9 protein-coding genes are annotated in these 16,730 nt (G+C 34.6%); all 9 read left to right on the plus strand.

The features are described from left to right. Positions 1-1,342, plus strand: a 1,342-nt coding sequence (locus tag IRZ78_RS19065; RefSeq protein WP_194618033.1) for a gliding motility-associated C-terminal domain-containing protein, incomplete at its 5' end; no start/stop codon positions are given. A gap of 54 nt (positions 1,343-1,396) precedes the next feature. Further along, positions 1,397-2,308, plus strand: a complete 912-nt coding sequence (locus IRZ78_RS19070; protein ID WP_194618034.1) for a type IX secretion system membrane protein PorP/SprF — start codon at positions 1,397-1,399, stop codon at positions 2,306-2,308. A gap of 14 nt (positions 2,309-2,322) precedes the next feature. Continuing rightward, positions 2,323-4,341: an OmpA family protein gene (locus IRZ78_RS19075; protein ID WP_194618035.1), complete on the plus strand. Its 2,019-nt coding sequence runs from the start codon at positions 2,323-2,325 to the stop codon at positions 4,339-4,341. Positions 4,342-5,031: 690 nt separating this feature from the next. Further along, positions 5,032-5,457 carry a CBS domain-containing protein gene (locus tag IRZ78_RS19080; protein WP_194618036.1) on the plus strand — a complete coding sequence of 142 codons (426 nt, stop codon included), beginning with the start codon at positions 5,032-5,034 and terminating at the stop codon, positions 5,455-5,457. Between the two features lie 157 nt (positions 5,458-5,614). Beyond that, the gene (locus IRZ78_RS19085) at positions 5,615-7,906 is read left to right on the plus strand and encodes an NADP-dependent malic enzyme (protein ID WP_194618037.1); all 2,292 of its coding nucleotides are present in this window, start codon (positions 5,615-5,617) and stop codon (positions 7,904-7,906) included. Between the two features lie 66 nt (positions 7,907-7,972). Continuing rightward, on the plus strand, positions 7,973-8,554 hold the full coding sequence (gene ruvA / locus IRZ78_RS19090; RefSeq protein WP_194618038.1) for a Holliday junction branch migration protein RuvA: 582 nt from the start codon (positions 7,973-7,975) through the stop codon (positions 8,552-8,554). Positions 8,555-8,578: 24 nt separating this feature from the next. Continuing rightward, complete coding sequence (sprA, locus tag IRZ78_RS19095) at positions 8,579-15,793, plus strand: cell surface protein SprA (RefSeq protein WP_194618039.1); 7,215 nt, start codon at positions 8,579-8,581, stop codon at positions 15,791-15,793. 87 nt (positions 15,794-15,880) lie between these two features. Then, positions 15,881-16,261, plus strand: a complete 381-nt coding sequence (gcvH, locus tag IRZ78_RS19100; protein ID WP_056188370.1) for a glycine cleavage system protein GcvH — start codon at positions 15,881-15,883, stop codon at positions 16,259-16,261. Then, complete coding sequence (locus tag IRZ78_RS19105) at positions 16,254-16,637, plus strand: VanZ family protein (protein WP_194618040.1); 384 nt, start codon at positions 16,254-16,256, stop codon at positions 16,635-16,637. The genes gcvH and IRZ78_RS19105 overlap by 8 nt, the downstream gene beginning before the upstream one ends. The last annotated feature ends 93 nt before the right edge of the window (positions 16,638-16,730 follow it).

A 16,730-nucleotide genomic window follows, 5' to 3' on the forward strand; every position in this document is an offset into this window, starting at 1 on the left:
CTGCGAGCTTTTAAACCCAACAAACTGTGCTACAAATAAAATTGAAGTTACGGTAAAACCAGGAGCTTTACAAGCAAATAACGATAATGCAGGAACTGTAGATACTAGTAAAGGGCAAAGTTCAACAACAAGTATATTTGATAATGATACGTTAAACGGATCGAAGGTTAATCCTTCAGATGTTGTTTTAACGACTCTTGTTCCAAATCCTAATTTGATTTTAAAAGCAAATGGTATTATCGAAATAAAACCGGGAACACCAACAGGAACTTATGAATTAACATATCAAATTTGTGAAGCTTTAAACCCAACGACTAATTGCAGCCAGGCAATTGCGAAAATTTCAGTAGTGAATAATCCGCCAATAACTCCATTAATACAGATCATTGCTAATAATGATGGCATAGTAAATGTTGACGGAATAAATGGTGCTCTTGAGTTTATCAATGTTTTAGATAATGATTTAGTAAAAGGATTGCCGGTTAATCCTCTTGAGATTGTGCTTTCAAATACACCAAGTCCGTATTTTGAATTCAATTCAGACGGAACTGTAAATGTGAAACCAAATACACCTGGAGGAAGTTATTCATTAACATATCAGGTTTGTGAAAAATCGAATCCAAACAATTGCGCTTCGGCAACACTAAGCGTTTTTGTGGAAGTTCCTTCTATTGCAATCATAAAAACAGCAGTATTTAATGATGAAAACGGTAGCGGATTTGCTAATGCAGGAGAAACGATTACTTATAAATTTAAAGTAACCAATACCGGTAATGTTCCATTAACGGGCGTTATGATCGCAGATCCATTACCGGGTGTAGTAGTTTCAGGACAAGCCATTAATTTAAATGTAAACGAATCCGACCAACATAATTTTACTGCTATTTACAAAATTACACAAAGCGATATCAACAAAGGAAGTGTAAGTAATCAGGCGAGTGTTCAGGCGCGAAGTGCAAAAGGAGTTGTTGTGGATGACTTATCAGATGATGAAAACGAAACGGGAGACAAACCTACAGTGTTAGGGCTAAATGGTTGCGCAATAAAAGTCTTCAATGCATTCTCTCCAAACGGAGATGATATCAATAGCAGATTTTATATCCGCGGTTTAGAATGTTATCCTGACAATACAGTAGAAATTTATAATCGTTGGGGAGTTTTAGTTTACGATATTGATAATTACAACAACGACGACCGTGCTTTTAAAGGTTTCTCTGAAGGACGTACAACCGTAAAACAATCTGAAGGATTGCCAGTAGGAACCTATTTCTATATTCTAAAATACAAAGACAGCGGCTCAAATCCGCATGAACTTTCAGGTTATTTATATATCAACAAGTAAAAAAATATAAGCGGGCTGATGGTTAGTCAGGTCGTTTTTTTAAAGCCTTATTAAATGAAAAAGATAGTTTTAATTTTCATGTTTTTCACGGTTGTGTGTTCGGCGCAGCAAGATTCTCAGTATACACAATATATGTACAATACCATTGCGATAAATCCTGCATATGCAGGTTCTCGAGGGGCTTTAAGTGTTTTTGGATTGTATCGTACACAATGGGTTGGGCTTGATGGCGCGCCTGAAACCAGTACTTTCTCGATAAATACGCCTTTAAGTAACAGCAATTTAGGATTAGGAGTTTCTTTAGTAAATGATAAAATTGGTCCAACGAACGAAAACACGTTATCAGCAGATTTGTCTTATACAGTTCCAACATCTGAAACCTATAAACTTTCCTTTGGTATAAAAGCCACAGCGAATCTTTTTAATTTAGATATGAATAAATTAGATCCTGAAACTAAGGGTGATCTGCAATTTCAAAATTTAGATAATAAAATTACCCCCAATATAGGAGCAGGTATTTATTGGCATTCAGATAAAGCATATGTAGGATTGTCCGTGCCTAATTTTATCGAAACCAAAAGATACGATGATGATGACACCGCAATTTTCAAAGATAAAATAAACTACTACTTCATGGCAGGTTATGTCTTTAATTTAGATCATTTAGAGTACATAAAATTTAAGCCGGCGTTATTAACAAAAATGGTTCAGGGAGCTCCTTTGCAGGTTGATGTTTCGGGTAACTTTATGTTCAATGATAAATTTGTAATAGGTCTTGCATACCGTTGGAGCGCATCATTAAGTGCAATGGCAGGTTTTCAGGTAACAGACGGTTTATACATAGGATACGGATACGATCATGAAACAACCAATTTAAGAAGATATAATTCAGGATCACATGAAATTTTCCTTCGTTTTGAGTTTTTTAATAATTATAATAAGATGATATCTCCAAGATTCTTCTAATTAAATACCTAACTATGAGAATTAAAAGTCTAAACCTGAGCGTTTTATTTTTATGTTTTTTCTTCAAAATAAATGCGCAAGCACCCGTACCAACTTCCGAAGAAATAAAGTACTCCGCAGATAAAAACTACGAAGACTATGCTTATGTCGATGCCATAAAAGGTTATGAAGAACTTATTTATAAAGGTACGACAGATGAAAAAATATTAAGACGATTAGGAAATTCATATTATTTTATTGGTGAACTAAGGGACGCTTTAAAGTGGTATGACCAATTGTTTAAAGTAAACAAAGTTCAGGAACCGGAATATTTATACAGATATGCCCAATGTTTTAAGTCCGTTGGAAACTATCATAGAGCAGATGAAGTTTTAGCAAAATTTAATGAAAAAGCAACTTCAGAAAAAAGAGCAGATTTAATTAGAAACGATAAAAATTATTTAGAAGATATAAAATTTAATTCCGGGCGATTTGATATTGCTGATGCCGGAATGAATTCTTCTTATTCTGATTATGGAAGTGCTGTTTATGATAATAAACTCGTTTTTACTTCGGCTCGGGATACGGGAGGGGTTGCTAAAAATAATTTCAAATGGACAAATAAATCATTTTCTAAATTATATATGGTAGAATTAATGCCGGACGGAAATGTAAGTGAACCAAAAAAATTTAGAAGCAAAGAAAATGGAAAGTATAATGAGTCGACCCCCATTTTTACAAAAGATGGTAGAACCATGTATTTTACCCGAAATAATTTTACAGACGGAAAAAGAGGAGCGAACGACAAACAGGTAACACTGCTAAAATTATACAGCTCAGAATTAATAGATGGTAAGTGGAAAAATATAAAAGAACTTCCTTTTAATAGTGATCAATACAGCACTGCACATCCTACATTAAGTGTTGATGAAAAAACGTTATATTTTGCCTCAGATATGCCGGGAACATTAGGGCAATCTGATTTGTATAAAGTAAGTATTAATGGAGATGGAACTTATGGAACCCCCATAAATTTAGGTCCTTCCATCAATACAGAGGGAAGAGAAACATTCCCTTTTATTTCAGAAGAAAATGAACTTTATTTTGCGTCAGACGGACGTCCTGGTTTGGGCGGGCTTGATATTTTTGTTTCAAAAATTCAGGAAGATGAAACTTTTGATGAAGTTCAAAACGTTGGGGAACCCGTAAATAGTAAACAAGACGATTTTGCTTTTGTGATTAATAGTAAAAAAAGAAATGGATTTTTCTCTTCAAACAGAGTTACTGGTAATGGTTTAGATGATGTTTATCGATTTACTGAAACCAAAAGACTAATTTGCGAACAGGAGTTATCAGGTACTGTTACAGACTCAGAAACAAATGAAATTCTTTCCAATGTAACTTTAACTTTCTTTGATGAAACCAGACAAAATGCCCAGCAAGTTGCTACAGATGAAAAAGGAAACTACACTTTTTCGAAGGTAAAATGTGGAAAAAAATATTTTATAAAGACATCAAAAACTGATTATGAAATAAAAGAAATTCCATTGTCAATTAAAAAAGAAAATGGAAAAACAATTTTGCCTATTTCGTTAGAAAAGAAAGCGATTCCGTTAGTAGCAAAAACGATAATGATTAAAACAGTATCTGTTAAATCTGTAAAAATGAAACCTATTGCAGTTGGCACAGATTTGGCGAAAATACTTAATATCCCTATGAACTTTTTTGATTTAGGTAAAGCTACAATCAGAAAAACGTCAGAACCTCAATTGCAGAAAATTGTTGATGTACTAAAGCAATACCCAACATTAACGCTTGATATTCGTTCGCATACAGATAGTCGACAATCAGATTCTAGTAATATGATTTTATCAGAAAAAAGAGCCCAATCGACTAAAAACTGGTTAATTAGTAAAGGAATTGATGGTGCTAGATTATCAGCAAAAGGATTTGGAGAAACACAATTAGTTAATAAATGTGCCGATGGAGTAAAATGTACAGAACAGCAGCATCAACAAAACAGACGAAGCGAATTTATTATTACTAATTTGTAAAAAAAATAAAACTTTAAAAAGTCCCTTTTCTCTTTAGAAAAGGGACTTTTTATTTGAAACCAACTGGACTTTAGTCCAGTTTAAAAAACAGCATTTAGATTTTATTTAATGTTTACAAAATAATTATAATAAAGACAAATCGTTCTGACGAAAATTAAGCAAAATAGATTCTTATGAAAACGATTACCGAGCCCCGATAGATAGTGGAAATCCTTTTGTGGCGTCCCGATAGCTATCGGGAGCCACAAAAGATTGAAACGTATTGCTTCGCCAGTTCGCACTTTCAGGCTCGTGTGCGGGATAAGCTCCTGATTAAAATTATTCATTCAGATATCCGAGCGTTATATTTTTTTTCAACCAATCCATAACTCCTAGTGGAGTTTCGCGAAATACCCCATTAGGATAAATCGTCGGTAGCCAATGAATGGGGGCGAAATGTGATTTGTCTTGTTGGGACAATTGGAGGCAAATAAAATCCCTTTTTTATTTAGAATAAATCTATAATCTCCAATAAACCTGCATTTTTCGCAAAAAAGTATTAAAATTCATTCATTTTTTTAAGGTAAAATTTCTTTAATTTGAAATTTAACTTATTATGTTTAAAATGAATTGGTTAGGTTTTAAAAAATCGATTTCGTTGTTGTGTGTGTTCATTTTTTTCTAACTTTATAGATCTAAAATTTTTCAGATATGACTGTAAATCAAATACTAAACGCAAAAGGAAAAAATGTTTATTCGGTTCTTTCATCAACAACGGTTTATGAAGCCTTAAAAGTGATGGGAGAGAAAAACATAGGTGCCATCCTTGTTATCGATGACACCGATTTAAAAGGAATATTGTCTGAAAGGGATTATGCTCGAAAAATTGTTTTGAAAGACAAGTCATCAAAAGAGACTTTTGTTCATGAAATTATGGAGAGCAACGTTTTTTCGGTAAAACTTTCAGATAATTTAGAAAATTGTATGGAATTAATGAGCACTAAAAGAATCAGACATTTACCAGTTTTGGAAGATGGGATTGTAGTAGGAATAATTTCTATTAGCGACGTTGTGAAAGCAATTATTGAAATTCAAAAAGATACCATAAATCACTTAAACTCTTATATTTCTCAGTAGAAGAAATTCAAAAAACAAGCTTTATCAAATAGTCCAAACAATAGTGGACTATTTTTTTGGTGTCTCTAAATGTTATTTTAAGAAAAGAAAACTTTAAAAATACGCCATTTTAAACCAAGACTTATATCTTTGTAAGCTAGAATAAAAGCTAAAATAAATGAACAAAGAGAGTAAAAGAAGAGAAGCGTTACTGTATCACTCAGAACCAACTCCAGGAAAAATTCAGGTAGTTCCAACAAAAAAATACGCAACCCAAAGAGACTTGTCTTTGGCTTATTCGCCAGGAGTTGCAGAACCATGTTTAGAAATTGCAGCAAACGTAGACGACGTTTACAAATATACAGCAAAAGGAAATTTAGTTGCCGTTATCTCAAACGGTACAGCTGTTTTAGGACTTGGGGATATTGGTCCGGAAGCTTCTAAACCAGTAATGGAAGGAAAAGGATTATTGTTTAAAATATTTTCTGATATTGACGTTTTTGATATTGAAATCGGAACAAAGGATATTGAAGAATTTATTCAGACAGTAAAAAATATTGCTCCAACTTTTGGAGGAATTAATCTTGAAGATATCAAAGCGCCGGAATCTTTCGAAATTGAAAGAAGACTGGTCGAAGAATTGGATATTCCTGTAATGCATGATGATCAGCATGGTACGGCAATTATCTCTTCGGCAGCTTTGATCAATGCACTTGAATTAGCAGGCAAAAAAGCCGAAGATGTAAAAGTAGTAGTTTCTGGCGCAGGTTCGGCTGCAATAGCTTGTACTGATTTATATGTTTTATTAGGCGTGAAAGTTGAAAACATTAAAATGTTTAATAGTAAAGGACTTTTAACAAAAGACAACCCTTCACTATCAGAATTACAATTAAAATATGCTGTAAACGGTCCTAAGATTGAGTTGGCAGAAGCTATAAAAGGAGCAGACGTTTTCATCGGATTATCTTCTGGAGATATTCTGACGCCTGAAATGTTATTGTCGATGAAAGACAATCCGATTGTTTTTGCAATGGCAAATCCAAATCCTGAAATCGATTATAATTTAGCTACAGAAACTCGTAAAGATGTTATTATGGCTACAGGACGTTCAGACTTTCCTAATCAGGTAAATAACGTTTTAGGTTTTCCATATATCTTTAGAGGAGCGCTGGACGTAAGAGCTACGAAAATTAACGAAGCCATGAAAATGGCCGCTGTAAAAGCATTAGCAATATTAGCAAAAGAACCAGTTCCTGAGCAGGTAAATGTGGCATATGGCGCAACAAAACTAGGTTTTGGTAGAGATTACATTATTCCTAAACCATTTGATCCAAGATTGATTACTATTGTAGCACCTGCTGTTGCAAAAGCAGCTATGGAATCTGGAGTGGCGAAAAACCCTATTACAGACTGGGCAGCTTATGAAGATGTGCTTCGCGAACGTATGGGGAATGATAATAAAATGGTGCGTTTGATTACTAACCGTGCTAAAATGGATCCTAAGCGAATCGTTTTTGCTGAAGCAGATCAATTAAACGTATTAAAAGCAGCTCAGATTGTTCACGAGGACGGAATTGGTTTTCCAATTTTATTAGGAAATAAAGAAGTGATCTTAGAGCTTAAAGCGGAGTTAGGTTTTGATGCCGAATTAGAGATCATTGATCCTAAAACAAACGAAGAAGAAGCAAGAAGAAACAGATTTGCAACTTCATACTGGGAAACAAGAGAAAGAAGAGGAGTTTCATTACTTGATTCTCAAAAATTCATGCGCGAAAGAAACTATTTTGCAGCAATGATGGTAAATGAAGGAGAAGCAGATGCTTTGGTAACAGGTCATACAAGAAGTTATCCAAGTGTTGTAAAACCAATGTTACAATTAATTGATAAAGCACACGGAGCTTCTCTGGTTGCAACTGCCAATATGATGCTGACTTCTCGTGGACCAATGTTTTTATCAGATACAGCCATTAATATCAATCCATCAGCAGAGGATTTAATTAATATCGCTATTATGACCGCAAAAACAGCTAAAATGTTTGGAGTTGAGCCTGTTATTGCAATGGTTTCATTCTCAAACTTTGGTTCTTCTACGAGTCAGAGTGCTTCAAAAGTTAGAGAAGCAGTAGCATATTTACATAAAAACCATCCTGATTTGATCGTTGATGGAGAAATTCAGGCAGATTTTGCTTTAAACCAGGAAATGCTTGCAGAGAAATTCCCTTTTTCTAAATTAGCAGGTAAAAAAGTAAATACCCTGATTTTCCCTAACTTAGAATCGGCTAATATTACCTATAAATTGCTAAAAGAGTTGTACAAAGTAAACTCAATTGGACCAATTATGATGGGAATGGGCAAACCGGTTCACATTTTCCAATTAGGAGCAAGTGTAGAAGAAATGGTGAATATGGCAGCAATTGCGGTTATTGACGCTCAGGAAAAAGAAAATAAAAAAAATAAATTAGCGAAATAGTATAAATAATAAGGATCGAATAATATTGTCGTATTTTTATTATATTTGACCCTAAGAAATTATACTATGATAGCACATTTACAGGGAAAGTTAGTAGAGAAAAATCCTACCGAAGTCGTAATCGATTGTGGAGGTGTTGGTTATCAGGTAAATATATCCTTACATACCTTTTCATTAATTCCTAATGTAGAAAATATAAAACTGTATACGCATCTTCAAATCAAAGAAGATGCGCATACTTTATTTGGTTTTGTAGAGAAATCAGAAAGAGAAATATTCAGAATGTTATTGTCTGTTTCGGGAATTGGAGCCAATATTGCAAGAACAATGTTATCTTCAATTGAGCCAAGGCAAATTATTAACGCAATTGCCTCTGGAGATGTGGGTACAATACAGTCAATAAAAGGTATTGGAAACAAAACAGCCCAAAGAGTTATCCTTGATTTAAAGGAGAAAGTGTTAAAGTTGTACGATTTAGATGAAGTTTCGGTAGTTCAAAACAATACAAATCGAGATGAAGCGTTATCTGCTTTGGAAGTTTTAGGTTTTGTTAGAAAAACTTCCGAAAAAGTAGTGGAGAAAATTGTAAAAGAAGATCCGGAAGCTACTGTAGAAACAATCATTAAGAAAGCGTTAAAAAGCCTTTAAATTCAATTTATATAAACGAATTGTATGCGTAAAATTTGTATTTTTTTACTGTTTTTGTCTTGCGGTAATGTTTTGCGTGCGCAAGTAAATCCAGCGGTTAAAGATACAACTAAAACTCAATACTCTGTTGGAAAAGTAGAACTGCAAGATCCACCAAGCGTAATTTCTGCCTATAAGTACGATCCCATTACAGATCGTTATATTTATACCAACTCAGTTGATGGTTTCTCAATTAATTATCCTATAATATTAACTCCTAAAGAATACGAAGACTTAGTTCTTAAAGAATCCAGGAGAGATTATTTCAGAAAAAAAGCAGATGCAATTGATGGTAAAAAAGCCGGAAGTGACGCTGCCAAAAAAGATTTATTACCCCGATATTATATCAATTCCAGTCTTTTCGAAAGTGTCTTTGGTAGCAATACAATCGATGTAAAGCCAACAGGATCAGTAGAAATGGACCTTGGGGTTCGGTATACCAAGCAAGATAATCCTTCTTTTTCTCCAAGAAACAGATCAAGCCTTACTTTCGATTTTGATCAGAGAATAAGCATGAGCTTAATGGGGAAGGTAGGAACCAGACTAGAGGTAAATGCCAACTACGATACGCAGTCTACATTTGCTTTTCAAAACCTTTTCAAACTGGCCTACACGCCTGATGAAGATGATATTATTCAAAAAGTAGAAGTTGGTAACGTTAGTATGCCACTAAATAGTACACTGATTCGTGGTGCCCAAAGTTTATTTGGGGTTAAGGCTCAGCTGCAATTTGGTAAGACAACCGTAACAGGTGTTTTCTCAGAACAGAAGTCACAAACAAAGAATATAGTTGCAGAAGGTGGCGGAACAGTGCAAAACTTTGATTTATATGCTTTAGATTACGATAATGACAGACACTTTTTCTTATCGCAATATTTTAGAAACAAATACGACGCTTCTTTAGTTAAATATCCATTCATAGACAGCCGTGTTCAGATTACAAGAATAGAGGTTTGGGTGACCAATAAACAAAACAGAGTAAGCACCAACAATAATAACCTTAGAAATATTATAGCACTTCAGGATTTAGGTGAAGGGCAAATGACGGGTATTCCTGATAACGAAATTGTGGTAATAAATCCTACGACAGGTTTTTTTAATAATCCTATAGATTCACCCACAGATAACAAGAATAATAAATACGATCCGGCTACAATTGGTCAGCCAGGAGCTTTTTTAAATTCGAATATTAGAGAAATTGTAACGGCGAAATCCGGATTTAACAACCCTAATACGAGTGAAGCCACAGATTATTCTGTACTTGAAAATGCCAGAAAATTAACAACAAACGAATTTACTTTTAATGCGCAATTAGGATATATCTCCTTACAACAGCGTCTTGCAAATGATGAGATTCTGGCCGTAGCGTTTGAGTATACGATAGGAGGTAAAGTGTATCAGGTTGGAGAATTTGGTAGTGATGGAGTTGACGGAACTGTAGTAACAGGAAACAACAATGCCAATCAGGCTATTATTACACAAAGTTTGGTTTTGAAAATGCTGAAAAGTAATTTGACAAATGTTCAAAATCCGGTTTGGAACCTGATGATGAAAAACGTGTATCAAATTCCTCAGGCTTACCAAATCAAACAAGATGATTTTAGATTAAACATACTTTATACAGATCCTTCCCCAATAAACTATATAACACCTGTTCAGGGAAGTTCTTTTCCATCAAACCCAACAGCAGATAACAAAGTCGATCAGACACCATTATTGAATGTGTTTAACTTAGATCGATTAAATTATAATAACGATCCGCAAACCGGAGGAGATGGTTTCTTCGATTATATACCAGGTGTAACAGTAGATGTACAAAACGGACGAATTATTTTTACCACCAAAGAGCCGTTTGGAGAACTTATCTTTAAAAAATTACAAAATACAGGTTCAGGAGAATCTTATAATGATCCTACCACATACAATGTCAATCAACAGAAATACGTGTTTAGAAACATGTATAAAAACACACAGTCCGGAGCTTTACAAGACAGTGATAAAAATAAATTCCTTTTAAGGGGAAAATACAAATCATCAGGAAGTAATGGTATTCCAATTGGGGCATTTAACGTTCCTCAGGGTTCTGTTGTGGTAATGGCTGCCGGACGAAGATTGGTAGAAGGTATCGATTACAGTGTCGATTATCAATTAGGCCGCGTTCAGATATTAGATCCGTCGCTTCAGGCTTCCAATACACCTATTGAAGTTTCGTTAGAGAACAATTCGATTTTCGGACAACAAACCCGAAGATTTATGGGATTCAATATTGAACATAAAATTTCTGAGAATTTTGTTATTGGAGGGACCTTTTTAAAAATGACAGAAAAACCATTTACTCAAAAATCGAGTTATGGTCAGGAATCTGTAAACAATACTATTTTTGGATTTAATGGAAATTATTCAACCGAAGTTCCTTTTTTAACCCGATTAGTAAACAAACTACCAAACATTGATACTGACGTGCCTTCGAATCTTTCTATACGAGGAGAAGTAGCTTTTTTAAGACCTGATGCACCAAAAGCAAGTGATTTTGAAGGTGAAGCAACAATATATGTTGATGATTTTGAAGGTTCGCAATCTACCATTGATATGCGTTCTGCATATGCCTGGAGTTTAGCTTCGACACCATTTGTGAATTCTATAAACGACAATACCTTTAATGCAAGTTCAAACGCTTTAGATTACGGTTTTAAACGTGCAAAATTATCCTGGTACACCATTGATCCTATTTTTTATTCCTCAAAACCATCGGGTATTTCAAATGATGATTTATCATTAAATACAACAAGAAGGGTTTATAGTAAAGAATTGTATCCAAATACAGATATTGCTCAGGGGCAAATTCAGGTAATCAATACACTTGACTTAACCTATTATCCATCTGATAGAGGGCCTTATAATAATAATCCAAATTTTGCTACAAGCCCTGCAAGTTCAAATTTTGGAGGTATTATGCGAGCTTTAAATTCGACCAATTTTGAGCAGGGAAATGTCGAGTATATTCAGTTTTGGGTTTTAGATCCGTATGTTGGAAATGCAGAAGCACCAGCTAGTAATTCAGGTAAAATTTATTTTAACTTAGGTGAAATTTCTGAGGACGTATTAAAAGACGGAAGAAAACAGTATGAGAACGGATTAGGACCAGGTCAGATAATGGTAAATCCGAGACCACTTTGGGGAGATGTTCCGGCGTCACAATCCTTAATTTATGCGTTTGATACCAATGCTGAAAATCGTAGAAATCAGGATGTTGGTTTAGATGGATTGCCAAGCTCAAGAGAGGGGGAGGTTTATAATAATTATGCAGGAGAATCGGATCCGGCTGCTGATGATTATACGTATTACCTAAATACTGAAGGAGGCGTTCTTGATCGTTATAAAAATTATAATGGAACTGAGGGTAACTCGGCAGTAAGTATCGATGATCCAAACAGAGGATCGACTACCTTACCGGATGTTGAGGATATTAACCGTGACAATACCATGAGCACGATTAATGCTTATTACGAATATAGCATCGATTTGAAGCCTGGAATGCAAGTGGGACAAAATTATATTACAGATATCCGTGATGTAAGTAATATCGAATTACCAAACGGTTCCACTACAACAGCAAGATGGATTCAGTTTAAAATTCCCGTTGCTCAGCCTCAAAATACAATTGGTAATATTACAGATTTCAGGTCTGTTCGATTCATGCGTATGTTCATGACTGGTTTTAGCAGCCAGATGACCGTTCGTTTTGGAGCCTTAGATTTGGTAAGAGGAGAGTGGAGAAGGTATACAGGATCATTGGATGCCAATGACACAGATCCAACTAATGACGGTACTGAGTTTGATGTTTCGGCAGTTAATATTCAGGAAAACAGTACAAAATGTCCTGTAAATTATGTTGTTCCTCCGGGAGTTCAGAGAGAGCAGTTGTATAATAACAACACCATTATCAATCAAAACGAACAATCACTGGCATTGCGTATTGGCGGTGCAGGTTTACAATATCAGGATTCCAGAGCAGTTTTTAAAAATGTAAGTGTTGACATGCGTCAGTACAAAAAATTAAAAATGTTTTTACACGCTGAATCTTTGCCAAACGAAAATACTTTGGCAGATGATGAAATGATTGGTTTCATTCGTTTTGGAAATGACTTTACACAAAACTTTTATCAGGTCGAAATTCCGTTAAAAGTAACCAGAACCGGAGGCTCTTGTGCGATTAGCCCTGATCAGGTATGGCTTGAAGATAATAATATTGATTTAGCGCTTGAGTTGTTGACCAAAATGAAAATTAAGGCCATGACTATTGATATTAATTCAGGTAAAAGGGATATTAATGGAATTTATTATCCGGATAATGACCCGGATGTTGCAGGAGGAGATGGAGATGGTAAACTTACATTAGGTATAAAAGGAAATCCTAACTTTGGTCTGGTTCGAAATTTAATGGTGGGTGTAAAGAGCAAAACAGATCATAAAGGACTAAAAGGAGAAGTTTGGTTTAATGAGCTTCGTTTAGCTGACCTGGAGAATAAAGGCGGTATGGCTGCAATATTGAATATTGATACCAATATGGCCGACTTTGCGACAGTTTCTGCTACGGGTAAAAAGAGTACTATAGGTTTTGGATCTTTAGAACAAGGTGCAAACGAAAGAGATCGTGAAGATATCCAGCAATATAATATTGTTACCAATATCAATTTAGGTAAATTATTGCCACCAAAATGGGGAATAAACCTTCCTTTTAATTATGCTATCGGAGAAGAAGTAATTACACCTGAATATGATCCGTTTAATCAGGATATAAAACTGGATCAGTTATTGAGAGAAACTACTGATGCCGCAGAAAGAGAAAATATCAGAACCCGTGCGGTTGATTATACAAAACGAAGAAGCATCAATTTTATTGGAGTTAGAAAAGACAGGGCACCGGAACAAAAACCGCATGTTTATGATGTTGAGAATTTTACTTTCTCGCAATCATACAATCAGGTAGAGCGTCATGACTACGAAGTAGAAAGTTATCTTGATGAGCAATCGAACACAGCTGTAAACTATGCTTATACTTTTCAGCCTAAAGAAGTAGTACCGTTCAAGCAAACTAAATTCATGAAAAAAAGCGAGTATTGGAAACTGCTAAGTGATTTTAATTTTAATTACCTGCCTTCTAATATTACTTTTAATACCAATATTTTAAGACAAAGTAACCGTCAGCAGTTTAGAGAAGTCGAGGTGCAGGGAATTGGTCTTGATCCGTTGTACAGAAGAAATTTTGCATTTAATTATCAATATGGTTTTGGTTATAATTTGACAAAATCATTAAAAATAAATTATACCGCTGCATCAAATAATATAGTAAGAAACTTTTTGAATGATGATAATACCCCAAAAGAAGATTTTAATATTTGGGACGATTATCTGGATATTGGAACTCCAAACCAACACTTACAACAATTAGTGCTGAATTATGAAATTCCTATTAATAAAATTCCGGTTTTTAGTTTTGTAAAAGCATCTTATTCTTATACAGCTGACTATAACTGGCAGCGTTCTTCGACTGCTTTTTCTGAATATGAAGAGCAAAATCCGGATGGATCATTCTCTACTTATAATTTAGGAAATACAATTCAAAATGCGAATTCAAATACGCTTACGACAACTTTAAGCATGAATACGTTGTACAAATATTTGGGTTTAACACCGGGATCGAAATCAGCTGCAAAACCTAAACCAATAGCGCCGCCAAAACCAGGAGAGAAAATTGTAAATACAGCAAAACCTGTAACAAGCAGCAGTCCGTTTTATGATGGTATGATTGGTATTTTGACAAGTATAAAAAATATACAGGTTAACTATACTAAAAATAGCGGAACAGTTTTACCAGGTTATACACCAGGTGTAGGTTTCTTTGGTACATCAAGACCAACTTTAGGATTTATTTTCGGAAGTCAGGATGATGTGCGTTATGAAGCTGCTAAAAGAGGCTGGCTGACCGATTATCAGGATTTCAATCAAAGTTTTACACAAGTAACCAATAAGCTTTTAAAAGTTACGGCGAATATTGATTTACTGCCGGATCTTAAAATAGATTTGGCTATGGATCGTGCTTATTCTGAAAATACATCTGAGCAGTATAGTGTTGTAAATGGAAATTACACACCATTATCACCGTATACATATGGTATGTTCTCGATTTCGACTGTATTAATTAAAACAGCATTCTCTACAAGTAATGCAACTGAATCTTCAGCATTTGATGATTTTAGAGACAATCGTTTAATTATTGCGAACCGTTTGGCAGAAGAACGCTATGGTTCCGGGACAGCCATCCCGAGATACGGAGATGTAAATAATCCTGTTCCGGCAGAAACAGATGCGAATTATAAAATATATATGGCCAACCTGGGCTATCCAATAGGATATACAAAAAGTAATCAGGCGGTTTTGTTGCCGGCATTTTTAGCCGCTTATTCAGGAGGAGACGCTTCAAGTAGTTCAACCAGTATTTTTAAAAATTTCCCTATCCCAAACTGGAGTATCAAGTATAATGGTTTGATGCGTTATAAATATTTTAAAGATAAGTTTAAGCGTTTTTCATTGCAGCACAATTACCGTGCATCGTATACGATCAACCAGTTCAGGTCTAATTTTGATTATACCGAAAAACCGGGCGGGCAAGATGTGAATACCAATTTCTTTAATAAAACCATCATGTCAAATGTCAATTTGGTCGAGCAGTTTAGTCCGCTTATCCGGGTAGATTTTGAGCTGAAAAGTTCTTTAAGGATACTTACCGAAATCAAAAAAGACAGAGCTTTATCAATGAGTTTTGATAATAATTTATTGACTGAAGTAAAAGGTATGGAGTATATAGTAGGTATGGGATATCGTTTTAAAGATGTTATTTTCTCATCAAGACTGGCTGATAGTCCAACCGGAATTATCAAAAGTGACATCAATATCAAAGCTGATTTTTCTCTTAGAAAAAATGAAACCTTGGTACGTTATTTAGATTATGATAACAATCAATTAGCGGCAGGACAGAATATATGGGCATTAAAACTTACTGCAGATTATTCGTTTAGTAAAAACCTAACCGCCATATTCTATTACGATCACTCGTTCTCAAAAGCAGTAATTTCGACATCATTTCCTTTAACGAACATTAGATCAGGGTTTACACTTCGATATAATTTCGGAAATTAATTTTTTTAGTTTCTAAACAGGATTTCATTAGAAGATTATTACATTTGTGGCTTAATTATTAAATTATCAATTTTCAAACATAGTATTATGAGCATACCAGCAAATTTAAAGTACACAAAAGATCACGAATGGGTTAGCATCGAAGGAGATGTTGCAACTGTAGGAATTACTCATTTTGCACAAAAAGAGTTAGGAGATATCGTGTATGTTGAAGTAGAAACTTTAGATCAGACACTTGATAAAGATGAGGTTTTTGGAACAGTTGAAGCTGTAAAAACAGTATCTGATTTATTTTTACCTTTAACAGGAGAAATTATTGCTTTTAATGACAGCCTGGAGAGCGCACCTGAAACGGTAAACTCTGATCCTTACGGAGCTGGATGGATGATCAAGATAAAAATTGCTGATGCATCAGAAATAGATTCATTATTATCTGACGAAGCTTATAAACAACTTATAGGTGCCTAAACAATTCCTGTTACTCTGGGCAATAATATGTTCTGGTGTTATTACTTATTTTTGTTTAACGGATTCAAGTAATATTCCTGCTGTAAATTTCCCGAGTATAGATAAAATTGTACATTTTTGTTTTCATTTTGGATTTACAATCTCATGGATTTTGTTCTTCAAAAAAGAACTTAAAGGGAAAGCTCCTGATGATTATAAGGCCTATTTGATTTCGTTTATATTTTCTGTTTTTTTTGGAATTACAATCGAAATCCTGCAAGGTGTTTTTACAGTCACAAGAGCGTCTGACGTAACTGATGTTTTAGCCAATGCACTTGGAGCTGTGGTTGGGGTTTTTACTGCAATAGCTTTTAAAAAGCAAATCGATAAAATATAAGAATATAATTACCCACTTCGGTGGGTTTTTTGTTGTCAAAAAATCAAGCTTTAAAAAGTGTGTTTTTTTCTGAATTTTAAATGTATTTTTGTC

The organism is Flavobacterium sp. CSZ, from assembly GCF_015350725.1.
In the GTDB taxonomy this organism is placed as follows: Bacteria; Bacteroidota; Bacteroidia; order Flavobacteriales; family Flavobacteriaceae; genus Flavobacterium.